The 26,297-nt window shown below is 37.6% G+C and carries 23 protein-coding genes and 1 tRNA gene; 23 read left to right on the top strand and 1 reads right to left on the bottom strand.

Annotated features, from left to right (window positions below; genetic code table 11):
• Window positions 1-116: 116 nt before the first annotated feature.
• The 13 genes from recG (at window position 117) to adhE (ending at window position 15,615) form a co-directional block, all read left to right on the top strand.
• Complete coding sequence (gene recG, locus RSTT_RS04455) at window positions 117-2,219, top strand: ATP-dependent DNA helicase RecG (protein WP_096525809.1); 2,103 nt, start codon at window positions 117-119, stop codon at window positions 2,217-2,219.
• Window positions 2,220-2,772: 553 nt separating this feature from the next.
• Entirely contained in the window at window positions 2,773-2,991 is a 219-nt protein-coding gene (rpmF, locus tag RSTT_RS04450) for a 50S ribosomal protein L32 (protein WP_015423613.1), read from the top strand.
• Window positions 2,991-4,007, top strand: a complete 1,017-nt coding sequence (plsX, locus tag RSTT_RS04445; protein WP_015423612.1) for a phosphate acyltransferase PlsX — start codon at window positions 2,991-2,993, stop codon at window positions 4,005-4,007. Before rpmF ends, plsX begins: the two co-directional genes overlap by 1 nt.
• Entirely contained in the window at window positions 4,008-4,994 is a 987-nt protein-coding gene (locus RSTT_RS04440) for a beta-ketoacyl-ACP synthase III (RefSeq protein ID WP_015423611.1), read from the top strand.
• 113 nt (window positions 4,995-5,107) lie between these two features.
• Window positions 5,108-6,037, top strand: coding sequence for an ACP S-malonyltransferase (gene fabD / locus RSTT_RS04435; RefSeq protein ID WP_096525808.1), 930 nt, complete (start codon window positions 5,108-5,110; stop codon window positions 6,035-6,037).
• Window positions 6,034-6,777, top strand: coding sequence for a 3-oxoacyl-[acyl-carrier-protein] reductase (gene fabG / locus RSTT_RS04430; RefSeq protein WP_015423609.1), 744 nt, complete (start codon window positions 6,034-6,036; stop codon window positions 6,775-6,777). The genes fabD and fabG overlap by 4 nt, the downstream gene beginning before the upstream one ends.
• A 150-nt stretch (window positions 6,778-6,927) precedes the next feature.
• Window positions 6,928-7,167 carry an acyl carrier protein gene (acpP, locus tag RSTT_RS04425; RefSeq protein ID WP_015423608.1) on the top strand — a complete coding sequence of 80 codons (240 nt, stop codon included), beginning with the start codon at window positions 6,928-6,930 and terminating at the stop codon, window positions 7,165-7,167.
• Between the two features lie 9 nt (window positions 7,168-7,176).
• On the top strand, window positions 7,177-8,418 hold the full coding sequence (gene fabF / locus RSTT_RS04420) for a beta-ketoacyl-ACP synthase II (RefSeq protein WP_096525807.1): 1,242 nt from the start codon (window positions 7,177-7,179) through the stop codon (window positions 8,416-8,418).
• On the top strand, window positions 8,411-9,139 hold the full coding sequence (rnc, locus tag RSTT_RS04415) for a ribonuclease III (RefSeq protein ID WP_231941938.1): 729 nt from the start codon (window positions 8,411-8,413) through the stop codon (window positions 9,137-9,139). The genes fabF and rnc overlap by 8 nt, the downstream gene beginning before the upstream one ends.
• A gap of 45 nt (window positions 9,140-9,184) precedes the next feature.
• Window positions 9,185-10,348 carry an acyl-CoA dehydrogenase family protein gene (locus tag RSTT_RS04410; protein WP_095558991.1) on the top strand — a complete coding sequence of 388 codons (1,164 nt, stop codon included), beginning with the start codon at window positions 9,185-9,187 and terminating at the stop codon, window positions 10,346-10,348.
• Between the two features lie 211 nt (window positions 10,349-10,559).
• Complete coding sequence (locus RSTT_RS04405) at window positions 10,560-11,348, top strand: electron transfer flavoprotein subunit beta/FixA family protein (protein ID WP_096525806.1); 789 nt, start codon at window positions 10,560-10,562, stop codon at window positions 11,346-11,348.
• Between the two features lie 230 nt (window positions 11,349-11,578).
• A complete protein-coding gene (locus RSTT_RS04400) occupies window positions 11,579-12,838 on the top strand; it encodes an electron transfer flavoprotein subunit alpha (RefSeq protein WP_231941937.1) in 1,260 nt (419 codons plus the stop codon).
• Window positions 12,839-12,969: 131 nt separating this feature from the next.
• Window positions 12,970-15,615 carry a bifunctional acetaldehyde-CoA/alcohol dehydrogenase gene (gene adhE / locus RSTT_RS04395; RefSeq protein ID WP_096525804.1) on the top strand — a complete coding sequence of 882 codons (2,646 nt, stop codon included), beginning with the start codon at window positions 12,970-12,972 and terminating at the stop codon, window positions 15,613-15,615.
• Window positions 15,616-15,777: 162 nt separating this feature from the next.
• Here the strand turns inward: adhE and RSTT_RS06670 are convergent, their stop codons facing one another.
• The gene (locus RSTT_RS06670; RefSeq protein WP_096525803.1) at window positions 15,778-16,017 is read right to left on the bottom strand and encodes a hypothetical protein; all 240 of its coding nucleotides are present in this window, start codon (window positions 16,015-16,017) and stop codon (window positions 15,778-15,780) included.
• Window positions 16,018-16,694: 677 nt separating this feature from the next.
• On the opposite strand from RSTT_RS06670, the gene RSTT_RS06235 reads away from it, so the two are divergent.
• From RSTT_RS06235 to RSTT_RS04355, 10 genes are all read left to right on the top strand, one after another.
• On the top strand, window positions 16,695-16,832 hold the full coding sequence (locus tag RSTT_RS06235) for a hypothetical protein (RefSeq protein ID WP_172412869.1): 138 nt from the start codon (window positions 16,695-16,697) through the stop codon (window positions 16,830-16,832).
• A 147-nt stretch (window positions 16,833-16,979) separates the two neighbouring features.
• Entirely contained in the window at window positions 16,980-17,144 is a 165-nt protein-coding gene (locus tag RSTT_RS06230) for a hypothetical protein (protein WP_172412868.1), read from the top strand.
• Between the two features lie 279 nt (window positions 17,145-17,423).
• Window positions 17,424-17,642: a [Fe-Fe] hydrogenase large subunit C-terminal domain-containing protein gene (locus RSTT_RS07110; protein WP_096525802.1), complete on the top strand. Its 219-nt coding sequence runs from the start codon at window positions 17,424-17,426 to the stop codon at window positions 17,640-17,642.
• 221 nt (window positions 17,643-17,863) lie between these two features.
• Window positions 17,864-18,019, top strand: coding sequence for a hypothetical protein (locus RSTT_RS06225; RefSeq protein WP_172412867.1), 156 nt, complete (start codon window positions 17,864-17,866; stop codon window positions 18,017-18,019).
• A gap of 102 nt (window positions 18,020-18,121) precedes the next feature.
• The gene (locus RSTT_RS04380; RefSeq protein ID WP_172412866.1) at window positions 18,122-19,099 is read left to right on the top strand and encodes an NAD-dependent epimerase/dehydratase family protein; all 978 of its coding nucleotides are present in this window, start codon (window positions 18,122-18,124) and stop codon (window positions 19,097-19,099) included.
• 240 nt (window positions 19,100-19,339) lie between these two features.
• Window positions 19,340-20,521 carry a GNAT family N-acetyltransferase gene (locus tag RSTT_RS04375; protein ID WP_149030044.1) on the top strand — a complete coding sequence of 394 codons (1,182 nt, stop codon included), beginning with the start codon at window positions 19,340-19,342 and terminating at the stop codon, window positions 20,519-20,521.
• A 186-nt stretch (window positions 20,522-20,707) separates the two neighbouring features.
• Entirely contained in the window at window positions 20,708-24,175 is a 3,468-nt protein-coding gene (gene smc / locus RSTT_RS04370; RefSeq protein WP_096525799.1) for a chromosome segregation protein SMC, read from the top strand.
• A gap of 199 nt (window positions 24,176-24,374) precedes the next feature.
• On the top strand, window positions 24,375-25,511 hold the full coding sequence (locus tag RSTT_RS04365; protein WP_096525798.1) for a DUF362 domain-containing protein: 1,137 nt from the start codon (window positions 24,375-24,377) through the stop codon (window positions 25,509-25,511).
• Between the two features lie 41 nt (window positions 25,512-25,552).
• Window positions 25,553-25,867, top strand: a complete 315-nt coding sequence (locus tag RSTT_RS04360) for an LpxL/LpxP family acyltransferase (protein WP_096525797.1) — start codon at window positions 25,553-25,555, stop codon at window positions 25,865-25,867.
• A 120-nt stretch (window positions 25,868-25,987) separates the two neighbouring features.
• A tRNA-Met gene (locus RSTT_RS04355) sits at window positions 25,988-26,061 on the top strand.
• Window positions 26,062-26,297: the final 236 nt, after the last annotated feature.

Raw genomic sequence — 26,297 nt, 5'->3', positions numbered from 1 at the left:
AGTCCTGATACTTTGGAATTATACATTATCGGCTGTTTATAGTCAAATTGGTTTTCTTAAAGCTTTCGCTGCTGAAGCATAACAATGGCTAATTTTATATAATATCGCTTATCTTTATGTTGAATTTAGACAACAAAATACAATATTTAAAGGGAATTGGTCCCGGACGCTCGCAAACGTTTGCAAAACTCGGTATAATAACCGTCGGCGATATGCTGACTTTTTTCCCTGTTTGGTATCAGGACAGAAAAAATATCGTTTCAATAAGAGATGCCTATAAGCAGCCGCAAAGCTGTATATTCGGTAAAATAGGAAAAGCCTATGATAGACAGCTTTCAAGAGGGCTATGTCTTTTGTATATAGAAATATTTGACGGTGTTTCTACAGGCTACGCTCGTTTTTTTAGAAAGAAAAACCCTTATTCCAGCACGGACATTTTTGCTTCCATAAAAAAAGCTTTTGAGCCTGGAACTTTTGCTTATATTTACGGCAGTACAAAAACGGGAAACTGCGGCAGGTTTATAGATGTAGATGACTACGAAACTGTCAAAAATGAGAAAGACAAACCTTTATTGTTTAACAGAATTATGCCTGTATATCCTTTGACAGAAGGATTGAATCAAAGATTTATAAGAGAAGCAGTTAAGAGTATTTTGGATTCTGTTTGCGGATTATATCCCGACGTCTTGGATTTAATACCAGATTTTGGCGGTATCCCTAGATTGAAATCTTCGCTTGCAATTCAAAAGATTCATTATCCTGGCACTTTGGAAGATGTCGAAAATGCAAGGAGAGCTTTTGCTTTACAGGAATTTTTTATTTTTGAATCTGCCCTTTCGCTGTCGCACAACAATATAAGAAAAAAACGTAAAGAGCAAAGGTACGAAATACAGAAAACGTTGTTTACGGCTTTTAAAAGAAATTTAAAACTTGAATTTACGAAAGACCAGAAAAAAGCAATAAACGATATTTTTTCCGATATGCAAAGCCTATATCCCATGAACAGGATGCTTATGGGAGATGTAGGATGCGGGAAAACAGTCGTGGCGTTAAGTGCGGTTTTGCTCGCAGTGGGAAACGGCTATCAGACGATGATTGTTGCTCCTACTGAAATTTTAGCCGAACAGCATTATCTTACGGTCTCAAATATGCTTTTAGGTCTCAGCGTTAAAGCTGTTTTGGCAACTTCTTTAACATTAAAGAAAAAGAGCGAAAGAGAAAAGATATTGGCGGGATTTGAAAGCGGCGATATAAAAATTGCAATTGGCACGCATTCATTAATAGAAGACAAAATAAAATTTAAAAATTTGTCGTTGATAGTAGTTGACGAGCAGCAAAAATTCGGAGTTATGCAGAAATTTGCGATGTCTGATAAAGCGCGTTCGCCTGACATTTTAATGATGACGGCAACGCCTATTCCGAGATCTCTTGCGTTGACTGTGTATGGCGGAATGGATATGACCGCGATTAAGCAGTTGCCTCCCGGAAGAACTTCCGTAAAAACTTATTTTTTGGCTGAACAATCCGCTTATATAAAGGCAATTGAAGAGCTTAAGAATAAAAATCAGGTGTATATTGTATATCCTATTATAGACGAATCGGACAGACTTGTCTTAAAGTCTGCGGAGCAGGAATCGAAAAAACTGTCGCAGACGTGGTTTAGAGATTTTAAAGTCGGTCTGTTGCACGGGAGAATGAAATCGTCGAAAAAAAATAAAATAATGCTGGAGTTTAAAAACAAAGAGTTTGATGTTCTGATATCTACGACTGTCATCGGAGTGGGGATAGATGTTCCTGACGCTACGGTTATGATAATACAGCATGCCGAAAGGTTTGGACTGTCGGATCTCCATCAGCTCAGGGGAAGAATAGGCAGGGGATCTAAACAATCTTATACATACCTCATAGGGGATTTAAAAAATGAAGCTGCCCGCAAAAGACTTTCGGTTATGACTTCCACGAACAACGGTTTTAAAATTGCAGAGGAAGATCTTAAGATGAGAGGTCATGGAGAATTGATGGGGACATTACAGCACGGTTTTCCTAAATTTAAGGCGGGTGATTTGATAAAAGATGCCGATATTATTGAATTTACAAAGAATCTTGCCGCTAAAATTACCGAACAGGATCCCTATCTTTCCAAAGGTGAAAATGCAGTGTTAAAAAGTCTGATATGTAAGCATTTTTCAGATAAAATAAAGTTTATAAATATAGGTTAGAATAATCTGCTTATCTGTTGCTTATAAGCGTTTACAAAACTTTCTAGATAAAAATCTTTGTTATCAGTGCCGTTCAGCTAATATGTTGACAAAAAGGTAGTCAACAATTTATAATATAAAGGATTAGTATTAATAAATTAATTCTAAGTTTGTCTGATTTTTTGAAAGCAGATACCGTTGAAATAAAAACATATGACTATAAAGGCGACATAGACTGTAAATCCTATATTTCTGTATTATCTAAAGTTGTTAATATATATAAGCGTGAAGATAAAGAGTTCGTTCTATCTTGAATGCTCTTGCTGTCTGACATCCTGTGGAAATCGCAATAGATGTTTGTATGGATATTTAATATTTGAATAGGAAGTGCACCAGTTGCTGTTGCTTGAAATGCCAATGAAACCGTTGTGCAGCAGGGACTGTGATATGTTTAAAATTTGCGATAAACATAATAAAAAGGAGATTTCTGTTATTGTGATGACGACGTTAGTGTCGGACTTATAAGAAAAAGATTGAAAGAATTGTTAAGTGAATATGTTAGGAGGAAGTGAAAATGCCAAATCCGAAAAGAAAACATACCCCTCATCGCAGGGATTGCAGGAGATCGGCGAACTCAAAGCTTGACGCACCTAATTTAGGTAAATGTTTAAATTGTGGTGCGGCAAAACTGTCGCATAGAGTATGTCCAGAGTGCGGATTTTATAATGGCAGACTCATTGTGCCTAAAAAGGCAAAAAAGTCTGCTGAGGATATAGCAGAGGTTAATAGATAATGATAATTGCTCTTGATGCAATGGGGGGGGATTTTGCGCCTGCTTCAACAGTTGAAGGTGCAATTTTTGCAGCTAAAGAATCCAAGCATAAAATTCTGCTTGTAGGAATAGAAAAAATTTTAGTAGGAGAACTCTTAAAATATAGAGGCCGCTATGATCTTAAGTCACTTAATATAGAGATAATAAATGCGACTGAATTTATTACTATGGATGAACATCCCGCCAAAGCTGTTCGTCAGAAAAAGGATTCTTCTTTATCCGTATGTGCAAGACTTGTGGCAGATGGTAAAGCTGATGCTTTTGTTTCTATGGGCAATTCCGGTGCTGCAATGTCTGCGGCACTTTTTTATTTAAAAAGAATAGAGGGTGTTTTAAGACCGGCAATTTCAACAGTTTTTCCAAACTTTGGCGGACATTGCATAATTGCCGATATGGGTGCAAATGTAGATTGTACGCCTGAATATCTTCTTCAGTTTGGAATAATGGCGAGTCTGTTTTGTGAAAAAGTTGCCAGTGTAGAGAATCCCAGAGTTGGTTTGGTTTCAATTGGCGAAGAGTCTACAAAGGGCAATGAACTTACACTGGCGGCTTTTGAGCTTCTAAAGAAGGCGGATATAAATTTTATAGGTAATGTCGAGGGGAGAGATATTCCTGGAGGCAAAGTCGATGTGGCTATATGTGACGGATTTGTAGGAAACGTAATATTAAAGTTAGGTGAGGGTCTTACTGAAATGATGCTTAAGCTTATCAGAAAAGAATTTAAGCAGCATCCGATGACGTGGGCGTCTCTTCCTTTTTTATGGCTTGCGATAAAAGATTTAAGAAAAAGAGTTGACTACAGCGAGTTCGGCGGCGCTCCACTTTTAGGTGTTGAGGGCGTATGTATAATAGGTCATGGAAGTTCAAATGGGAAAGCGGTGAAAAATGCAATTTTTGCTGGTGCGGAAACTGCAAAACATAATATTGCAGCTGGAATTAAGGAAGCGATATTAAGATATAATAATAAGGTCGTATAAATGAATAAAAAAATCGGCACGGAGATTTTAGGTACTGGATCATATTTCCCAAAAAAAGTTCTTACGAATGCAGATTTGGAAAAGATGATTGATACTTCTGATGAGTGGATACGTACAAGAACCGGAATTAAAGAAAGAAGAGTATCTGAAAAAAATGAGCCGACTTCAGAACTTGCTTATAAGGCTTCAATTGAAGCGTTGGAAGATGCAGGTATTTTGCCTGAACAGATAGATTTGATAATTATTGCAACGATGACTCCTGATATGTTAGTTCCGTCAACTGCATGCTTTCTGCACAAGAGGCTGGGACTTACCAATTCGGCTCCGTCGTTTGATTTGTCTGCCGCATGTAGCGGTTTTATCTATGGAATTTCAGCGGCGAAAGCTTTTATTGAGTCGGGATTATACAAGACGATTTTATTGGTCGGCGCCGAAGAACTTACAAAATTTATGGATTGGACCGATAGAAATACCTGTATTTTGTTTGGCGACGGAGCGGGAGCAATAGTTTTATCGGCTTCAGAGGAAAATGACAATGTTTTGTCTGTGTTTCTCGGAGCTGACGGTTCATATTCGAATTTGCTTTTTTTGCCTGCATGTGGAACGGCTTGTTATGATCCGGCAGATGACATGAATGGACATACAATAAAGATGCAAGGTAAAGAAGTTTTTAAATCTGCTGTGCCGAAAATGGTGCTTGCTGCCGAAAAAGCGCTTAGTTTTTCGAAGAAAGAACTTAAAGATATAAAACTTTTTATTCCTCATCAGGCAAATATGAGAATAATTGAAGCGGTTGCCAAAAAAATGGGCGTTTCTATGGACAGAGTTTTTGTAAATGTTCATAAGACGGGAAATATTTCGGCTGCGACAACAATTACGGCACTAGACGAAGCAATAAAAACCGGCAGACTGCAAAAAGGCGACCTCGCGGAATTGATTGCGTTCGGCAGCGGGTTTACATGGGGTGCTACAGTAATAAGAATATAGAAAAGATAAAGTTTATTTAAGTTCTTTTCTGTCGGGCACTGTTGCAAAGTTGGCATGTTGAATTGAAAGTTCCAGTCTTAGTTGTACGGACTGTTCTTTAAGGGGTTATAGATATGTCAAAAATAGCGTTGATGTTTCCTGGTCAGGGAGCGCAGACTGTCGGGATGGGAAAAGATCTTTATGATAAATACCTCAAAGCTAGAGAAATAATTGATTTGGCAGGAAACGAGCTTAAGAATATTATTTTCGAGGGGACTGAAGAAACTTTAAAACTTACTGAATATGCGCAGCCCGCAATATTTGTTGTTAGCATGGCAGCTTTTGAAGTTTTCAAAGAATCTTATGGGCTTTCAGTCGACGGGTTTGTCTCTGCTGGACACTCGTTAGGCGAATATTCTGCCTTGTGTGCGGCCGGTTTTTTCAGCTTTAAGGACGGTTTAGCTATGGTCACGGCGAGAGGAAAGTTTATTCAAAAAGCGTCTGCAAAAACGCCCGGAATAATGGCGGCAATTATAGGCATGGAAAAATCTGCTGTTGAGGATTTATGCAAGCGAGCTTCGGGCGTGGGTGTCTGCGAAGCGGTTAATTTTAATTCACCTAGACAAATTGTTATAGCTGGAACTGTGTCGGCGGTAAATAAGGCGGTTGAATTTGCAGCTACTGCAGGAGCAAAAACCGTTATTTTAAATGTTTCGGGCCCGTTTCATTCTTCTATTATGTCGCCGGCCTCGGATGACATGTCAAAAGAACTTGAGAAATATAATTTCACTGCGCCGTCTTTTAGCGTTTATACGAACTGCGATGCCTTATTGACGACAGATACCTCCGCTATTAAGGAAAAACTTGTAAGACAGATCAAAAGTCCTGTAAAGTGGGATGAAATTGTTCAGAATATTATTAAATTGGGATACTATAAATTTGTAGAAGTCGGTCCCGGAAAGATTTTGTCCGGGCTTTTAAGAAAAATAGACAGATCAAAAAAAGCGTTAAATATAGAAGATTCGGCAAGCTTACAAAAAACGTTGGAGGAACTAAATAAATGAAACTTCAGGGTAAAGTGGCAGTTATTACGGGTTCGGCGCAGGGAATAGGAAGATCGATAGCAGAGGTTTTTGCGTCGGAAGGATCTCGACTTGTGATTTCCGATATCAATATAGAGTCGGCACAAAAAACAGCAGATGAAATAAAGACAAAATATGGTTTTGATACAATAGCGGTTGCCGGAAACGTTTCAAAATTGGAAGACTGCGAGGATTTGGTCAAAACTTCTATTGACAAATTTTCAAAAATAGATATACTAATTAATAATGCCGGAATAACTAAAGATAATCTGGTTTTGAGAATGAGCGAATCGGAATGGGATTCAGTTATAGCGGTTAATTTAAAGGGTGTATTTAATTGTATAAAAGCCGTAAGTAAAATAATGCTTAAGCAGAGACAAGGCAGAATAATAAATATATCTTCTGTCGTAGGTCAGATGGGAAATGCAGGTCAGATAAATTACTCTGCATCAAAGGGTGGTGTGATTGCAATAACAAAAACCTGTGCGAGAGAATTTGCTTCGAGAAATATTTTAGTAAATGCTATTGCTCCAGGATTTATCCGCACTGCAATGACGGATAAATTGACGGAAGGGCAAAGGCAGATGATGACTTCAATAATACCTCTTGTAAGGCTTGGAGAAGTTTCTGATATAGCAAAAGCAGCGTTATTTTTGGCAAGTGATGATTCATCTTATATAACAGGACATGTTTTGTCCGTAAATGGCGGAATGTATATGTAACAGGTTGTTTTGGGGAGAGTATAGCCAGCAATGGAAACAATATCAGCACTATATCTTTGCGTAATTATAAAGAAAGAAGAGTATTTATTGTCCAAAGTAATTTCGACATAAATTAAAGACATAGAAGGATCATCAAAGGGGGAGTACAAAATGGCAGATTTTGAAGCTAGAGTAAAGGAAATTATTGTTGAGCAATTAGGTGTAGATCCAGCTGAAGTGGTAACCGGTGCATCTTTTGTTAATGACTTGGGTGCGGATTCTTTGGATACTGTAGAACTTGTTATGGCTTTTGAAGAAAAGTTTGGCATTGAAATTCCGGACGAGGAAGCGGAAAAAATCCAGACGGTTGGAAGTGCGATAGATTATGTTAAAACTCACGTTAGAAAATAAGGCATTAAAATGAACAAAAGAATAGTTATAACTGGCATAGGAGTTGTTACTCCTATAGGTATAGGAAATGCTGAATTTACAAAAGCTTTAAAAGAGGGTAGATCTGGAGTTTCTGCCATTGAATCATTTGATACAACCGCATATACCACGAAATTTGCAGCTAGTGTTAAAAACTTTGATCCTGAAAAATTTATTGACAAAAAGAAAATAAAAAGAATGGCAAGATTTACACAGCTTGGATTTACAGCGGCCAAAATGGCTGTTGAGGATTCAAGACTTAATCTTTCTAAGGAAGATTTGTCAAGAATCGGCGTTATAACAGGAACCGGCATCGGAGGTTTAGATATAATTGAAAGAGAAGAACGAGTTCTTTTGTCAAAAGGAGCCAGAAGAGTAAGTCCTTTCCTTATTCCTATGATAATTACTAATATGCTTCCGGGTGAAATAGCTATTAATTACGGTTTTACGGGACCGAATTATGCGATTACAAGCGCGTGTGCATCTTCTAATAATGCTATGGGCGATGCTTTAAGATTGCTTCGCAGCGGTGATGCTGACGTGATAATTTCGGGTGGGGCGGAAGGAACGATCGTTCCTTTGGGGCTTGCGGGTTTCTGTTCAATTAAAGCTCTTTCGCAGAGAAATAACGAGCCGCATAAGGCTTCGAGGCCTTTTGACAAAACTCGCGACGGGTTTGTTATGGGCGAAGGTGCTGGCATAGTCGTATTCGAGACTCTGGAACATGCGCTAAATAGAGGTGCGAGAATATATGCTGAGTTTGCAGGATACGGGGCGTCTGACGATGCTTATCATATTACTGCTCCTGAACCTGAAGGCAGAGCCGCTGTTTTGGCTATGGAAAAAGCAATAATAGATGCCGGCATTTACAAAGAAGAAGTTGACTATATTAATGCACACGGCACGTCAACTGTGTTAAATGATAGAACGGAGACTTTTGCAATAAAAAAAGTTTTCGGCGAGAAAGCGTATAAGATACCAATTTCATCTACGAAGTCGATGACGGGACATCTTTTAGGCGGTGCAGCTGTTGTAGAGCTTGCGGCTACGGTTTTTGCAATGCAGGAAGGTTTTATACATCCTACGATAAACTATGAGACGTCCGATCCGGAATGTGATTTGGATTATGTTCCGAATACGTCGCGTATTCAGCAGATCAATTGCGCTCTTTCAAATTCTCTTGGTTTTGGCGGACATAATGCGACCGTTGTAATAAAAAAATATGTTGAATAAAAATTGGGAAAAGTTTCAAAAGATTATTGAATACAAGTTTGGCGATCCTAAAATTTTAGCAACGGCATTAACGCATAAATCCTATGCGGCGGAGACCGTCGGAGAAAATTATAATAGACGTATGGAATTTTTGGGAGATAGTATTCTTTCGGCTATTGTTGCAGAAACGCTCTATCTGAGATATCCTCGAGAAAGCGAGGGGAAATTGTCGCAGTTTAAAGCTCAGATTATTTCAGCTCATAATTTGAGCAGTTGGGCTAGGGAAATGGATTTGGGCGGTTGTATATATTTAGGTAAAAGTGAAGACACAAAAGAAGCAAGGCAGAGAGAAAGTTTGTTGTGTGATGTATTTGAGGCTGTCATCGGAGCGATATATTTAGACGGTGGTTTTGAGAATGCAAAAAAGTTTGTTTTAAGATTTTTGAACGATCAGAAAGAGATAGAGATTACAGACTATAAAAGCAGATTACAGGAAATTCTGCAGTCGATATATAAAGAGCTTCCCGAGTACAAAGTAATAAAAGAATCTGGTCCCGATCATAATAAGAAATTTGAAGTTGCTGTATATATAAAAAGTGAGTTATTAGGCAAAGGCGCGGGAAATTCCAAAAAAGAAGCCCAGCAGTTCGCCGCCAAGCAGGCAATGAAAAACATAAGGGCAGAGAGTGAGGTGTGGAAATTGGAATGTGGAAATAAACGGCGGGAACGAACTCTTAAATAAACAATAAATTGGGGCGATAGGATAAAGAGGAGTTTTAATATGGTAATGGATTATATGTTGTCTGAAGAAGAGCGGCTGATGATTGAGACCGCAAGAGCGATTGCAGTTGAAAAAATGAAACCAATAAGAGAACATTATGATGAGAAAGAAGAATTTCCATGGGAAATCGTAAAAGAGTTCGCACAATCCGATTTATGCGGAGCATACATTCCGGAAGAATACGGTGGCTTTGGCAAAGGCATTATGGGACTTGTGCTTGTTGTAGAAGAACTGTGTAAAGTTGACGGAGCAATCGCATTGTCACTTGCCGCGACGGCACTGGGAACTCTTCCTATTCTTATATCCGGCAGTGAAGAACAAAAGAAAAAATATTTGCCTGACATTGCATCGGGCAAAAAACTTGCGGCTTTCGGTTTAACGGAAGCGGGAGCAGGTTCAGATGCAACCGGAATGGCTACAGTTGCTGTTAAAGACGGTGATTATTACGTATTAAACGGAACAAAATGTTTTATAACTAATGGTGGAGATGCTGAAATATATACCATTTTTGCAAAGACAAATCCGGATAGAGGTGCGAGGGGAATTTCGTGTTTTATCGTGGAAAAAGGCACACCGGGGTTTGAGTTTGGCAAAAAAGAAAAAAAGATGGGTATTAGAGCGTCTTCAACAAGAGAACTTATATTTGATGACTGCAGAGTGCATAAAGATCAATTGATTGGAAAAGAAGGACACGGTTTGCTTACGGCGCAGGCAACGTTGGATAATTCCCGTCCGGGCGTTGCGGCGCAGGCGCTTGGTATTGCGGAGGGAGCTTTAGATGAAGCCGTCGAATACGCAAGAAAGAGAGTTCAGTTCGGACAGCCCATAGCTTCTTTTCAGGCAATACAACACTTGCTTGCAGAAATGGCGACTGAAGTTGAAGCTGCAAGAGCGTTGCTTTATGCTTCTGCGAGAATGATTGATTCTGGAACCGGAAAACGCACAAGCAAAGAATCGGCGATGGCTAAACTTTTCTGCTCGGAAGTGGCGATGAGAGTTACCACAAATGCGGTGCAGATATTCGGTGGATACGGATATACAAGAGAATATCCCGTAGAGAAAATGATGAGAGATGCAAAGATCACGACGCTTTATGAAGGAACAAGCCAGATTCAGAAAAATGAAATTGCGCTTAACCTTATTAAGGAATCGGCGGCAAAATCCAAGTAGTTTTGTTTTATTCTTTTAAGTTTTTGCGTTATAAAGCCAGCTTATTTGTATTTTTATCAAATTGCGACTGATTTTGTTTGGCATAAAACTTAAAAACAGTTTATAAAATCCCGATTAGTTATAAAAAAGTAAAAAGTGAAAAACTGCCGGTTTTTATCGTTGATTTTATTTTCCGTATTTTTTTGTAAAGATGAAATCGCAGGAGAAGAAAATGAATATAATTATTTGCATTAAACAGGTGCCTAATACGACAGACGTGCAGATCGATCCCGAAACGGGACGCCTCAAAAGAGAAGGTGTAGAATCAATAATTAATCCTTTTGACGAGTATGCTATAGAAGAAGGCGTGAGGATTAAAGAGAAAACCGGCGGGAAAGTTATAGTTATTACAATGGGACCTCTGCAGTCCGAATTTGCTTTAAGAGAAGCTGTTTCAAAAGGTGCAGATGAAGCTGTTTTGATAAGTGATAGGGCTTTTGGCGGAGCGGATACTTTGGCGACATCTTACGCTCTGTCTTCGGCGATAGAATTTATCGGCGGTTATGATATTATTCTCTGTGGAGAACAGTCCTCTGACGGCGATACCGGGCAGGTCGGACCTGAAATTGCGGAAATGCTCAATATACCACACATAGCGTACGTTAAAAAAATAGAATTAATTGATGACAAATCAATAAAAGTTGAAAGAATGATGGAAGATGGATGCGACCTGATAGAAAGTCCGCTTCCGGCTCTTTTAACAGTTGTCAAAGGAATAAATACTCCCAGAATAGCGTCTCTTAAAGGTAAAATAGTTGCAAAAAAAGTGGTTATTAAAATTCTTAACGCTGCAGATGTGGGTACTGATACTAAAAAAACGGGTCTTAACGGATCTCCCACACAGGTTGTGAAAATATTTACGCCGACTCAGAGAAACAGCGATGCTGAGAAATTCAGCGGCGAAGCTAAAGAAGTTGCCGTTGCTTTGGTTAAAAGATTATCCGAAATCAGAATCATATAAATAGAATTGAAATAAAAAGTGAAAAGCAGAACTGATAGACAATATTTCTTTGTCGTATATTTACGTATTACTGGGTTCTGTCTTTTGTTGCTTGTTTTTACTGCCGGCTGGTTGAGTTTATGGGATTGGGCTAAAAGTGTCGGAACTTTAACTTTGTAAGAAGTTATTACTGAGAAGAACCTGAACCTGCCTTTTATCTTTAGAATCGTTAAAGTTGTTCTGACATTTTAATGTCAAACTTTATTTGGAGAGTTACTTTAATGGTAAACAGCATAAAAGTATTTACTGATAAATGTGTCGGATGTAAAATGTGCGAAAATGTGTGCCCTTTTAATGCAATTTCAATAGTTGAAAGATTAGAATATCCTAAAAAATTTAAACTTGCGGTTATTGATTTAAACAAGTGTACGTACTGCGGTTCTTGTGTCCAGACTTGTAAATTTAATGCTATAGAACTTAAAAAGGATGTGCCGCTGTCTGTAGTTGATAAAAATTTGTATAAAGGCGTATGGGTTTATGCCGAACAAAGACATGGCGAAGTATCGGGCATTGTGTATGAGCTTTTAAATGAAGGAAAAAGACTTGCAGAAAAACTTGGGACGGCTTTGAGTGCAGTTTTAATAGGCAGTAATATTAAATCAAAAGCCCGTGAGTTGATTGACAGAGGTGTGGATAAAGTTTATGTTTGCGAAGATCCTATTTTTATTGAGTTTCAAGATGATCCTTACAGTGATGCTTTAACGCAGCTTATAGAAAAGGAAAAGCCTGAAATCATTCTGATGGGTGCTACGAATATAGGGCGTTCATTTGCTCCGAGAGTTGCGGCTAGAATTCGTACGGGACTTACGGCGGATTGTGTTTTCCTGGAAGTGGATCCTGAAACAAGAAATCTCCGACAGACAAGACCTGCTTTCGGCGGAAATATTATGGCGACCATTTTAACTCCGGTACATCGTCCGCAGATGTCCACTGTAAGACATAAAGTTTTTAAGGAAGCAAAGATAGAAGAGGGAAGAAAAGGCGAAATCATTGAATATAAAACCGACGTGCAGACTTTGCTCAATAGAACGAAGTTTCTGGGTTTTATAAAAGATACGAGCGTTGCTGTCAATTTTGCCGCTGCAGATATTATTGTATCCGGTGGAAGAGGACTTGGCAATCGAGAAGGTTTTAAACTCATTAAAGAACTTGCAGAACTCCTCGGTGCAGCAATAGGTGCTTCAAGAGCTGCGGTCGATTTGGATTGGATACCTTCTTCGCATCAGATAGGACAAACCGGAAAGACAGTTGCTCCGAAAGTTTATATTGCCTGCGGAATTTCAGGACAGATCCAACACAGAGTGGGTATGGGTTCGTCTGATATTATTATTGCAATAAATAAAGATGCGGCGTGTCCTATGATGAAGGTTGCGACTTATGCTTTAGAAGGTGATTTGCACGAAATTATTCCGTGTATAATAAAAGAGATAAAATCTTCCAGATGCAGTTAAGGGTTATGTATGCGATGAAAAATTGTGTTTTATGCGCTTTGGCATTGAGAAAGAGTTCCAAGTTCCAGTTTGATAGTTTACACAAGACAACAAGATAGTGTTGTTTTATGTGCTAGGAAAGGAGATGTTAAATGACGGGAACAAAGGAAAAAAATGTTAAACTTTCGGAAAGAGATGTCAGCGCAGGATACGTGATCGACAGTTCCGAAGCTCTGAATATGCTTATTCAGCGCGTAAAAAAAGCGCAAGAAGTCTACTCTAGTTTTAGTCAGGAACAGGTTGACGCAATCTTTAAAGCAGTGTCGATTGCAGCTAATCGCTCTAGGATTCCTCTTGCCAAAATAGCCGTTGAAGAAACAGGGATGGGAATCGTCGAAGATAAAGTTATTAAGAACCATTTTGCTTGCGAATATATTTATAACAAACACAAAGATGCTAAAACTTGCGGGATTATCAGCGAAGATAAACCGAATGGAATTAAAATTTTAGCCGAGCCTGTCGGCGTTATCGCTGGTATTATTCCGACTACAAATCCTACCTCCACAGTAATTTTTAAATCTCTGATTTCTTTAAAGACAAGAAACGCTGTAATTTTTTCGCCTCATCCCAAAGCTAAAAAATCTACTGTAGTAGCTGCCAGAATCATGCTTGATGCGGCAGTTAAAGCTGGTGCGCCATCGGATATAATCGGGTGGATTGATGTTCCGTCTCTGGAATTGACAAATTTGCTTATGACGCACAAAGATATAGCTATTATTCTTGCCACAGGCGGACCGGGAATGGTTAAAGCCGCTTATTCCTCGGGAAAGCCGGCTCTTGGCGTAGGTGCGGGCAATACTCCTGCGGTTATAGATGAGACAGCTGATATTAAAATGGCGGTTTCTTCAATTCTTATATCAAAAACTTTTGATAACGGCATGATTTGCTCATCTGAGCAGTCAATTATAATAGTAAAAGATGTTTATGATGAAGTTATTAAGGAATTAAAATTTCGTGGCGCGTATATTTTGAACGAACAGGAAAAAGAAAAAATAGCAAAAACGATAATTCTCAAGGGCAAGTTAAATCCTGCGATTGTCGGTCAGTCTGCCTGTAAAATTGCTGATATGTCGGGAGTTAAAGTTCCTTCGAATGCGAAAGTTCTTGTGGGTGAAGTCTCTGAAATCAGTTTGGAAGAAGAATTTGCACAAGAAAAATTATCGCCGGTAATTGCGGTTTACATGGCTGAAAACTTTGAAGATGCAGTTGAGAAGGCTTATCGTCTTGTAGAGTTGTGCGGAGCGGGACATACATCCGTGCTTTATACTGATGAAAGAAAACAAAATAGAATTAATGCGTTTGCTGGCAAGCTGCGTACCGGTCGTATTTTGATTAACACGCCGTCCTCGCAGGGTGCAATTGGCGATTTATACAACTTTAAACTGGATCCGTCGTTGACGCTCGGCTGTGGTTCGTGGGGAGGCAATGCCGTGAGCGAAAACGTAGGCGTAAAACATTTATTAAACTATAAAACAGTCGCTGAGAGACGTGAAAATATGTTGTGGTTTAGAATACCTCCGAAGATTTATTTTAAAAGAGGTGTTACGAATTCTGCATTGCGTGAATTGCAGGGTAAAAAACGAGCGTTTATAGTTACAGACAGATTTCTCTTTAATTCCGGCGTGATTTATAATATTACAAAAGTATTGGAAGAAATTAATGTTGATTATCAGATATTCTTTGACGTCAAGCCGGATCCTACTGTTTCTACAGTAAATGAAGCGCTGTTGCTGATTAGGAATTATGAACCTGATGTAATTATTGCTTTTGGTGGGGGTTCTCCTATTGATGCGGCGAAAATTATATGGTTGATGTATGAGCATCCCGAAACTGATTTTAAAAATATTGCGATGCGGTTTATGGATATCAGAAAAAGAATATGTAAAATTCCTGAATTGGGTAAGAAAGCGCAGATGATTGCAATTCCCACAACTTCTGGCACCGGGTCGGAAGTAACGCCGTTTGCCGTAATTACCGATGATGAAACTCATATCAAATATCCTATTGCAGATTATGTGCTGACTCCTAATGTGGCGATTATTGACCCTGACTTTGCCGATTCTATGTCGAAAAGTTTGTGTGCGGCATCTGGTATTGATGCTTTAACTCATGCCATTGAAGCTTATGTGTCTGTGCTTGCTGCAAACTTTACAAATTCACCTGCGTTAGAAGCGGCAAAATTGATATTCAAGTATCTTCCGAGTTCTTATGCGGCGGGGAAGGATGACCCGGTTGCAAAAGAAAAAGTTCATTATGCGTCGACTCTTGCAGGTATGGCTTTTGCAAATGCATTTCTAGGTTTATGCCACTCGGCGGCTCACAAGCTTGGAGCGGCATTCAATCTGTCTCACGGAATTGCGAATGCTTTAGTTATCAATCAGGTAATCCGCTATAATGCGACAGAACGCCCCGGAAAGCAGACCGTATTCCCGCAGTATAAATTTCCTAATGCTAAGGCAAAATACGGACAAATTGCGGATGAGTTAAATCTTGGCGGCGGGCATAATGATGACGAAAAAGTTGATTTGTTAATTAACGCAATAACGCAGCTTAAAAAGGATATTCAAATTCCGCTTTCAATAAAAGATACAGGTGTATTGGAAAAAGATTTTTATGATAAGTTGGATGAACTTGCGGAGCAGGCGTTTGACGATCAGTGTACCGGTGCAAATCCTGTTTATCCATTGATTGCTGATATTAAAAATATTTTTATTAAGGCTTACAATGGAGAAGTTTAAATAATTTGGGGGGAGGGGAGGGACAAGCAGATTGTCGATCATCAGCATTATGATTTACTACCCGATTCATGGTCAGCGCAATCGCTAAACTTTAACAACATTAAAGATATCAAAACGAAATACTAGCGCATATTTTTATATTTTAGTTTTGCTACATCGGGATCAGGAAAAGCAAAATGACTTTTGACTGTTTTCATTAGCTGAGCTTTCATTAATATCGTTTTGAAGCTTTCCAAGAATAAGAGAAAAATTATAGTTTTGCTCCATAGATTCATACTCCTGTATCATCAAGCCAGAATATAAAGTGTTCCTCCTGCTTTTTACAGAAGCAACAATAATATAATATACAATAGCAATAACAAATGCTCTCGCAACAACATAAGAAAAGTGCGGATATTTCAAAGTCTACCTCGTCTGCTGTACGAATATCATTGCGTTGCGACTTTACACCAATATGACAACAGATTACTCCATTTTTAACCTTTCGCACCATGTGAGTGTATACTTTTTTAATTATTGCCATGCTTTTTTATCTGCTTGTTTTTGCTGTTTTGGTGCTTAAAAACTTTCCCGGCAATGTTGTCTGCATTTATTTTATATTTTTATTCTACTATTCTTAATACTTCTGAAACTTTAAAAAAGCTCATTAACTTTAGTTATATATCTTTTAAGTGATTTTTAAACTGTCATTCTGCAATTTCATTCTCTTAGTTTTTTTAACTTTAATATTCTCGGGTTTTTGAGATCAGTTCAGCTTTTTAGGACTTTAAAATGTCATACCGATACAGTCTAATGCCTGTTAAGTGAAAAGGAGAGAATAATAGTTGCTGATAGTTCTCTCTGCCTGAGATAAAGATTCTCTTCTTTATATTTGAAAATGTTGATATTTTTTTGCGGCAATGGAAAATAAAAAATGGTAAAATAATATAAAAGTAGTGAAAGAGACTGCTTTAGAACTTGATTTGGGATTTATCATTAAAAAATAAACGACCGCGGTAGACCGATGTGAAACGCACAATTGTGATTTTGTATCCGGATAATTTCAACAAAGTCTCAAACTATTGAAAAAAAACTATAAAATGCATAACGGTAATCAGGAAATAGATTTAAAAAAAGAGATTTTGGCAAGGATTGTGAGAGCATTCTTTTCTCATGATTTTAAAGAACGCTCTATCCTTAAAGTCCGCGTTATAGCGGGACTAGGTTTTGCAATATAAGATGACTGTGAAACGGTTGACTTGTCAAAATATGCAGAAAGATCCCTTGAGAGAGTGTGAAGCCCCCTCCCCTGAGGAAAATCCTCTCACGGCAATTGAAGCTGTCTGTAAAGGCTGTGTTCCTAACAGAATTTATGTGACGAACTTATGTCAGGTGTGTGTGGTAAATCTTTGTCGGAGATGGTATGTAAGTTTGATGCAGTAGCCATAATCGGCGGAAAATCGGCAATTGACGGCAATAAATGTAAAAACTGTAAAATGTATAGAGGCTTATCCATAGAATGCTGTAGTGAAAATAGTCGTTCCCTGTGAGGATTCTTGTTCGGTTGCCGCAATTGACACCGCGCAGATAGATTACAAAGCCTGTATATATTGCGGAAGTGTATTACGAGTTGTCCGTTTGGTGCTGCTCACGAAAAAAGTCAGATAATTGACATTTAAAAAATATAGTTTCCTGTAAAAAAGTTATTGCCTTGATCGGCCCTTAAATTGTCGGGCAGTTTTCTGGAAACATTTATCAATTGAAATCCGCTATAATCGCAGGGAGCGTACACAGCCGCAATAAATGAAACATAATAGCTTGAAAAAAGAATGAAATCTGCCGGATCTATTATGGTAACTTCCTGCTGCGCGAGTTATAATCAGTTTATAAGAAAACATCTGCCCGAAATAAGAACGTTTGTGTTGGATACTGAGACGACTCTTTACTATATTGCCGGGAAGGTGAAAGCTGAACATAAGGATGCTCTAACTGTGTTCATAGGTCACTGTATTGCAAAAAAACGAAGTGCGGGAAAACAGCAATGTTGATTATGTAATAAATTACGAGGAACTTGTGACGTTATTTAACGTAAAAGATATTAAAGTTTAGGATTGTAAAGAGGAAAAATTTGATATTGAAAATTCAAGACATGGACGCGGTTTTTGTGTTGCAGGCGGGGTTGTGGCTGCCGTATCAAAAGTTCTTGAAACAAAAGATTTAGCAAAGCCACATATAAATCAACGGTTTGAACAAAGAAGCAATCAGATAGTTGAAAAGAATTGTTAAGGATCAAAAATGTGCAGAAGGAAATCTGACTGAGGTAATGGGCTGCGAAGGCGACTGCATAGGTGGCAATGCAACAGTCTGCATTTCAAAAGTTTCCATAAAAGCAGTAAAAGCTTTATCGGAAAAAGTAAAGATATGACTGAAAAATAAAAATCTGCTTTGAAAGAGCAAAAACTTATTGCTTATTAATTAACTTTGCAGAAATTGATCTGTTATGATCAACAGTATCGAGGGATAGATATTGAGAGTTTTAGTTACGGGTGCAAACGGCTTTGTCGGGAGCCATATTGTTGAAACATTGCTTGAGGTAAAACACAGCGTTATGTGCGCTGTAAGAAAAGCGTCAAATTTAAGATGGTTGGAAAATTTATCTGTAGAGTACAAATACGGTGATTTAGACGATAAAAAATTTTCTGAGACAATCGTTAAAGACGTTGACGGTGTTATCCACTGTGCGGGTATTGTACGCGCCATGAGCATGGATGAGTACTTCAAAGCAAACGCTGAAAATACTAAAAATCTATGCGAGGCGGTTCTAAAAGTAAGTCTGGGACTAAAAAAGTTTATATTTATTTCTTCGCAGGCGGCTATGGGACCGTCGGTTGCCGGTGGTGTTAAAAAAGTTACGGATAAAAATAATCCCGTTTCGGATTACGGGTTAAGCAAGCTGGTGGCGGAGTCAGAGGTTAAAAAAAATCTTTGCGGAAAAGTTCCATATACAATTTTAAGACCTGCCGTCATTTACGGTCCGAGAGATAAAGATATTTTTATATTTTTTAATTTGGTACATAAACATTTGAGACTTACAACAATGACAAAAAGATTTTTACAGCTTATCTACGTAAAAGATGTTGCAAATGCCGTAACATCATGTCTGGAAAATAAAAAAACCGATAATAATACTTATTATCTTGCAAATTCTACTGTATATACTTGGTCTGAAATAGGCAAAATTATATCCTCTTCTGCCGATATAAAGACAATTCCTCTGCCTGTTGCAGATTTTGTCTTTAAATTTGCGGCAATAGCGGCGGGATCTTTATCCTATATAACAAAGAAGCCTACGGTATTAAACAGACAGAAAATTGTTGAAATGCTTCAGCAATATTGGACCGCCGACACCGAACCTGCCGAAAATGATTTAAATATTGAGTTTACCTCGCTTGAAGTTGCTTCTGAAATAACGTATAATTGGTATTTGAGCAATAAATTTTTCTAAACTATACTATTTTATGAAAAGGAAGGTTTATAAAGAACGCCGATATTTTCGAAAAAAGTTTTAGTTTTTATGCCGCGAAAAAAACGACACGTCCTGCAAAAACATATTTGTTGTAATTATATGGAAAACGGAATTGTGAATTTCCCGTAAGTTTCAAGATTTGTAAAAAAACCTGAACACAATACGTCGGAGAATAATAATTTAATTGTATCGAAAATTATACGGCTGTATTAAAATAAAATGAAGATAATTAAAGCAGATACCCGAGAGCAATTCAAGAGGTTTGTACGATTCCCTTGGAAAGTGTATTCAAAAAATAGTCCGTGGGTGCCGCCTCTGATTTCAGATGCCGAAGGAATACTTTCAGAAAATAAAAATCCTTTCTGGCTGCACGCAAAAAAGCAGCTTTTTTTAGCTTACGATGATAATAACAATGTCATTGGTAGAATTGCGGCGATAATAGATTACAATTATATAACTTTTCAATATGATAAGTGCGGCTTTTTTGGTTTTTTTGAATGTTACGACGACACTGAGGCTGCTGGATCTCTTCTCTCAGCGGCGGAGAACTGGCTTAAAGAACAAAGTATAGACAGGATGATAGGACCTATGAATCCGTCGATAAATGACGAGTGCGGATTTTTGTCGGAGGGATTTGATATACCACCTAGTCTTATGATGGTTTATACTCCGCAGTATTATCTGCGTCTTGTTGAGCAATACGGTCTTAAAAAAGTAAAAGAACTTTATGCTTATGATATGGATATCAGCGAAGCTTCAAGAGTTGGCAGGCTTGAAAGAGTTATTGCCGCAGCAAAAAAGAAACTTCCGACGTTAAAAATAAGAACTATGCAGGAAAGTTCGTTTGAAGAAGATTTAAAGGTTGTAAAATCAATATATAACCGTGCATGGGAAAAAAACTGGGGTTTTGTGCCTTGGAGCGATGAAGAATTTGCCGCTCTTGCCTCGAAGTTAAAAATACTTATAATTCCGCAGATGGTAGTAATAGCGGAAGTGGCGGGTTCGCCTGTAGGAATGCTTATATCTGTGCCGGATTATAATTATGTGTTGAAAAAAATTAACGGTAGACTTTTTCTGTTTGGAGTTTTTAAATTTTTATATTACAGAAGGAAAATAGACAGTTTAAGACTGATGATTATGGGTGTTATAAAAGAATATAGACATAAGGGTATTGAAGCTGTTATGTATGAAAAAGGTTTAAAAAATGCGCTTAAAATCGGCTATAAACATTGCGAGCTTTCTTGGGTGCTTGAAGACAATATAATGACGCAGTGCAGTGCAGAAATGATGAAGGGCAGGATATATAAGAAGTATGCGATATACGGCAATAAAGTTTTTTCAAATCAGGATTTTTCATCCCAGAAACAGTGCGATTTTAAAAACAAGAACAAAGAATCTTGAAGTATTTAAAAAAAAGAAAACTTTTTATGCAGGAGTTTGGCTAAAACATCTCCGGTTTCTGCTCTTGCATGTTCGGTTTTGTAGGGACCGTCGCGGTAACTGTCAGTAAAGATTGAGGCGGGATTGAATCTGGGAAGTAAAAATTTTGATTGACGAACAGCGATAAGAAATCTGTGGGGAATAATAATGCACTTAAAGAAAGTGGAAGTATGCGGTTTTAAATCATTTGCCGACAGAACAGTATTGGATTTTGAACCCGGCATTTCTGGCATTGTGGGTCCTAATGGCTGCGGCAAATCTAATATATCGGATTCCATACGCTGGTGTCTCGGAGAGCAGAAAGCAAAATCGATGAGAAGCTCCAATATGCAGGAAGTAATATTTGGCGGCACGCAGACAAGAACTACTACCGGAATGGCTGAAGTTTCTCTTACTTTTGACAATTCGCAGAATGGTTTACCTGTAGATTATTCCGAAGTTATCATAACAAGAAGATTATTCAGAAGCGGGGAAAGCGAATATTTTATAAACAAAACACAGTGCAGACTTAAAGATATAAGAGGTATGTTTTTGGATACCGGTATAGGCTATGACGGTTATTCAATTATCGAGCAGGGAAAAGTTGACTTTTTGACTACTGCGAAACCTGAAGACAGAAGAGAGCTGTTTGAAGAAGCTGCCGGAATAGCAAAGTATAAAGTGAAAAGAGAAGAAACTTTAAGAAGACTTGAAAAAATCGACACTGATATGTCCCGTCTGTCAGATGCTCTTGTTATTCATAAACAGCAAATAGCGGATTTAAACTCTGCAGCAAAAAAGGCAAAACAGTATAAAGAGTACAAAGAAAATCTTGCAAAATATGAAATTGTCTCTTTGGTGCGACACATAACCTGCGGCATCGGTGAAATAGAAAGAATAAAAAAAAATTTGGACCCTAAAGTAAAGGAATTTGAATCAGACAATGTCTTTATAGCGCAGCTTGATGTGGAAATTCAGGATATGCGTTTTTCCTTAGACGGCAGAAACGAACAGTATGTGAATATAAATAGAGATTTAAGCGAAATAAAAACGCAGATAGGTGTTGCCGACCAGATAATACAGCATGCTATGAGTCGCGAAATCGAGATAAAAGCTGAGCAGGAAAGACTTGGGCATGAGCTTGTGACAATCCGCGATAAAGTTGTTCAAATGGAAGAACAGCTTAAAACTTTAAATACCGACGATGGCTCTTTGTCTGTTGAAGTCGTTTGTCTTGAAAACGTTTTCAAAGAAAAAGAACTGCAGTACAATTCGATAAAAGTTGGACTTTTGGAACTTGAATCAAAAGAAAACGAAATTCGTTCAAGGATTTCAGAACTTAAGTCTGAAAAAGAGCAGCAGCTTAAATTAAAAACAGAGCTTGCGGAAATAAAAACACGTCTTGATGCGGATATCATTTCTTTGGAGAGAATGATAACAATGCTTGAAAATGATGTTGAATCCGCAAATCGGGAAATTGCAGAAATTGATGCCGAACTTACTACCGCAGATAAGTCGCGGTGGTTATTTGAATCCGAAAACGAAAAAATAAATAAAACTGTTTCAGAAAATGAAGAGAAAATAAAAACTCTGGAAAACAGTTTGTTGCAGTACAAAGAAACTCTTGTTTCAAGTGAAGCCCGCATAGCTACTTTAAAGGAGTTTGATCAACAGGATCCCGTAAGATCGTCTATAAGAGCGGTACTGAGTTTGGGAAATGTTGCAAGAGGTCCCGTAAGCAGTTTAATTGATGTTAATGATGATAAAATCGGACTTATAGCGTCGGCTTTAGGCGAAAAATTAAATTACCTTGTCTGTGAGACTTCAGAAAGAGTCGAACGAGCTATTAAGTTTTTGGAAGACAACGGTTTGTGCAGGCTTTCTTTTATAGTTGCTGAAAAGATTTCTGATTCTTATAGGAAATCCGATATAGGACTTCCTCTGGGATATGTCGAACTTATAAAATATTTTAGATATAATCCGGAAGATGAAAAAATAATCCGCTTTTTATGTTCCTATACTCTTGTCTGCGGGAATAAAATTTATGGAAATGTCATAGTTCAAGGCGGCGGAAAAATATCTTTTGAGAAACCGATGTTGATTGAAGAGCAGATAAAAAAACTTCAGAAAAAGTCTGATGAAATCAGGCGGAGTATTTCTTCCGTGCAGTCTGAAATAGAGCAAATAAGAGAATATCAGATAAATTCCCGTCTTGAAAAAGAGAGATTAGGTTTTGATACGATAAAAATAAAAACTCAGATCGAGGAAAAACATTCCCGGATTGAAGAGAAAAAAAACGGATTAAAAAGAATTGCCGGGGAAATAAACAGACACAAAGAAGAAATAAATTCTAAAAAAACAGAACTTGCATCTTTTAGCAGAAAAATATTTGGTTTTGAAACAAAACTCGCAAATTATGAAAATGAAGAGGATAAGCTTTACGAGGAATTAAAAACTGTTGACAACGGTATATTTTCGGTGAGAAAAGAAGAAGAACTTATTGCTCCATTTATGATGAGTGCCAGAAGCAGTTGGGATAAAAAAGCTGCTGAGTTGGAAAACATGAGGAGAGGACAGCAGTATATTCTTGACAATATTTCCAACATTAAGCAGCAGATAGTGTATGCTGAAAACAGGATTAGGGAAAACAGTGAGAAACTTTTAGAATTGCTTGCTACGCAGGAAACAGAGGCAGTAAAAATGCATCAGTTATACGAGCAGCAGACCCAGAAAGAAGCCGAAATGAGGATTTCTTTGACGGATAAGCAGACACTGCAAGATGCTCTGGACGCAAAAATAAAAGAATGGCGCGGTTTATGTGGTAAAGTTGACGGTTTAAACAGCGAAATAAAAAATATGCAGTCCGATATAAAGAATTTTGAATATCAGAAAAATAATTTGAAAAAAAGACTTGCCGAAACGTACGGTAAAAACTATGAAGATATTAAAAATGATTTTGAAGGTGTTGATGAAGCAAACAGCGAAGAAATTGCGGAAATAAAGAGAAAAATGGAATCTTTGGGTGCCGTAAATCTTGCTGCGCAGGAAGAGTACGATGCTTTAGAAAAAAGATATAGTTTCCTTTTAATGCAGCAACAGGATTTGCTGGAAGCTAAAGACGATTTGTATGAAGTTATAAAAAAAATAAATAGGGTTACCGTAGAGAACTTTAAGATGACTTTTGACATTGTAAAGGGAAACTTTAAAGAGATTTATAGAAAACTTTTTGGTGGCGGAGAAGCAGATTTAATGCTTACTGATGAAAATGATCTGCTTGAAAGCGGTGTTGACATTTATGCTCAGCCTCCAGGAAAGAAATTGCAGAATATCTCGCTTTGCTCCGGCGGCGAGAAAGCTTTAACTGGCGTAGCTCTGCTTTTTGCTTTTTTTGTGGTTAAGCCTTCGCCTTTTTGTATTTTAGACGAAGTTGACGCTCCGTTAGACGATGCAAACGTAGGCAGATATAACGCTATGGTTAAAGAGTTTTCCGCACAAACGCAGTTTTTGATTGTAACTCATAATAGACGTACGATGGAGATGGCGGATGTTCTTTACGGTGTTACGATGGAAGAACAGGGTATTTCAAAAATAATATCTGTAAAAATGAATAAACAAAACGATGCAGTTACGCAGTGAACCTGTTATTTTTTGCTGTAAACTGTAAACGTTTATCACTTTATTTCTTTATGGTTGTCTGTCATTGTAAATCATGGGCATTAAAGTTGTGAATTTTTGAAAAATCCAGTTTTTCCGGATACTTTAATGATTTGCAGCTTGCTTTGTTTTTTTCAGGATAATAGAAAAAAGAGCATGATAATTATATATCAGGAATTTTATGTCGGTGACAAAGATAAGTCTTATAAAATGTGACGATTACAGTAAAGCGGATAATGCCGTAAGAGAAGCGGTCAGACTGCTGGGCTGCATATCTGTTTTTATAAGTCCGTCGGAGAAAATTCTTATCAAACCCAATCTTTTAAGTCCAAAAGATCCATCCAAAGCGATAACAACGCACCCTGAAATCGTAAGGGTTGTTATAAAACTTGTAAAAGAAGCGGGAGCTGTGCCCGCGGTCGGCGACAGTCCTGGCGGCGCAATAAGAAACATAAAAAATTTATGGGAAACGACGCAGATGGAAAGAATTTGCAAGGAGGAAAATGTTGAACTTATAAATTTTGAAGCTTCCGGTTCAAAAGAATTTGACATTAACGATAAAAATATAAAAAAAGTTAATTTCTCAAATGCCGCTCTGGATTGCGATGGAATAATTAATCTGCCGAAGTTAAAAACGCATGCGTTGATGAGTTTTTCTGCGGGCGTAAAAAATCTTTACGGATTAGTCCCGGGTCTTATGAAAGTGGAATATCATAAATATGCATTTAAAAGCAAAGATTTTGCGGATCTGCTTACGAATATTTATTTATTTTTTAAAGATAAAATAAGATTTACTCTTATCGACGGTGTTCTTTCTATGGAAGGAAACGGTCCAAGTGCCGGTGAAGTTAGAAAAACGAATTTAATTGCTGCTTCGAGCGATACTGCTGTTCTTGACGCATATTTGTTAAACGAGTTGAATTACGACATATCAAACAGCGGCATATTAAAAAATTTAAAAATAACAAAAGACATTCTCAAAACGGTTGAAGTTTCAGGCGAAAAATCTGAAAGTTTTAATTTAAAAAAATTCAAATTCCCATCCGTGAGAAAGTTGGATTTGTTCCCGAAATCCTTAATACGTATTTTGGGGAAATTTTTATGGGTAAAAGCGGATATAAATGAAAAAATATGCGTAAAGTGTATGCTTTGTGCTAGAGCGTGTCCTGTAGAGGCAATACGGGCGGCAGGTAATCAGTATCCGCATATTGATGCAGAAAAATGCATAAGTTGCTTTTGTTGTCACGAGATGTGTCCGCATAAAGCTGTCAAATTTAAAAAGAGCATGCTTGCAAAGATTTTTATAAAAGAAAATTAAGAAAACGTTCGTATGAAAAAAACCGGACTGCAGAATATTGCGTGTTAAAAATACTGATTTTTGCAGTTCGTTTATTGCGTAGGATTCTTGCTCAATTTTTGGGATGCGTAGCGTATTATCTTATCCCTATAAGAAAAAAAGATATGCTCAAAAATATCGCTTTGTCTTTTCCTGAAAAAAGCAAAAAAGAAGTCGATTTTATAACTAAAAACGTCTATAAAACGTTTATAGAGGTGCGTATAGATATGTTTTTTATCTCGAATATGCCGGATGTAGGTGACGAAGAAAAAGATATTTATATAATCAACTTCTATAATAAGAGACTTGAAGAAATAATCTGCCAAAATCTTGAATAATAATTTTGGTTCTATCGCAGGTGAACACTCGTCCAAAAATCGGTTTGCATAATAAAAATGTTTGACAAATGTACTCAATCTTTGATATAATAATATAGTTGTTAAAAATAGATACGTAGGCGCGGGGTGGAGCAGTCCGGTAGCTCGTCAGGCTCATAACCTGAAGGTCGCAGGTTCAAATCCTGCCCCCGCAAGTAAATACCTGCCTCTTTCTTGTGCTATACTTAGTATAAAATTCTCTCATTGTTGTATTTTTACTTCTGCTTTTCTTTCTTTACTTATCTTTTGTATTTCTTTTTGTATAAATCCTTTCTATTTTTCTTCGACTGTATTTAATCTTTTAAGTGAAATCGGGATGGGCGCTGTAGTATTTGATTGACAAGAATATCCAAAAATTTTATATTAGTCTAAGATTTATATTTTTCGAGGT

Origin of the sequence: Candidatus Endomicrobiellum trichonymphae (assembly GCF_002355835.1) — a bacterium.
In the GTDB taxonomy this organism is placed as follows: Bacteria; Elusimicrobiota; Endomicrobiia; order Endomicrobiales; family Endomicrobiaceae; genus Endomicrobiellum; species Endomicrobiellum trichonymphae.
The sequence above is the reverse complement of the archived record's forward strand: the minus strand, read 5'-3'. Positions and strand labels throughout refer to the sequence as shown.

Bases quoted from the DNA above. Each gene is read 5' to 3' on its own strand.
- recG (WP_096525809.1), top strand. From the start codon at position 117: ATGTTGAATTTAGACAACAAAATACAATATTTAAAGGGAATTGGTCCC.
- rpmF (WP_015423613.1), top strand. From the start codon at position 2,773: ATGCCAAATCCGAAAAGAAAACATACCCCTCATCGCAGGGATTGCAGG.
- plsX (WP_015423612.1), top strand. From the start codon at position 2,991: ATGATAATTGCTCTTGATGCAATGGGGGGGGATTTTGCGCCTGCTTCA.
- RSTT_RS04440 (WP_015423611.1), top strand. From the start codon at position 4,008: ATGAATAAAAAAATCGGCACGGAGATTTTAGGTACTGGATCATATTTC.
- fabD (WP_096525808.1), top strand. From the start codon at position 5,108: ATGTCAAAAATAGCGTTGATGTTTCCTGGTCAGGGAGCGCAGACTGTC.
- fabG (WP_015423609.1), top strand. From the start codon at position 6,034: ATGAAACTTCAGGGTAAAGTGGCAGTTATTACGGGTTCGGCGCAGGGA.
- acpP (WP_015423608.1), top strand. From the start codon at position 6,928: ATGGCAGATTTTGAAGCTAGAGTAAAGGAAATTATTGTTGAGCAATTA.
- fabF (WP_096525807.1), top strand. From the start codon at position 7,177: ATGAACAAAAGAATAGTTATAACTGGCATAGGAGTTGTTACTCCTATA.
- RSTT_RS04410 (WP_095558991.1), top strand. From the start codon at position 9,185: ATGGATTATATGTTGTCTGAAGAAGAGCGGCTGATGATTGAGACCGCA.
- RSTT_RS04405 (WP_096525806.1), top strand. From the start codon at position 10,560: ATGAATATAATTATTTGCATTAAACAGGTGCCTAATACGACAGACGTG.
- RSTT_RS04400 (WP_231941937.1), top strand. From the start codon at position 11,579: ATGTCAAACTTTATTTGGAGAGTTACTTTAATGGTAAACAGCATAAAA.
- adhE (WP_096525804.1), top strand. From the start codon at position 12,970: ATGACGGGAACAAAGGAAAAAAATGTTAAACTTTCGGAAAGAGATGTC.
- RSTT_RS06235 (WP_172412869.1), top strand. From the start codon at position 16,695: ATGCATAACGGTAATCAGGAAATAGATTTAAAAAAAGAGATTTTGGCA.
- RSTT_RS06230 (WP_172412868.1), top strand. From the start codon at position 16,980: ATGTCAGGTGTGTGTGGTAAATCTTTGTCGGAGATGGTATGTAAGTTT.
- RSTT_RS07110 (WP_096525802.1), top strand. From the start codon at position 17,424: ATGAAATCTGCCGGATCTATTATGGTAACTTCCTGCTGCGCGAGTTAT.
- RSTT_RS04375 (WP_149030044.1), top strand. From the start codon at position 19,340: ATGAAGATAATTAAAGCAGATACCCGAGAGCAATTCAAGAGGTTTGTA.
- smc (WP_096525799.1), top strand. From the start codon at position 20,708: ATGCACTTAAAGAAAGTGGAAGTATGCGGTTTTAAATCATTTGCCGAC.
- RSTT_RS04365 (WP_096525798.1), top strand. From the start codon at position 24,375: ATGTCGGTGACAAAGATAAGTCTTATAAAATGTGACGATTACAGTAAA.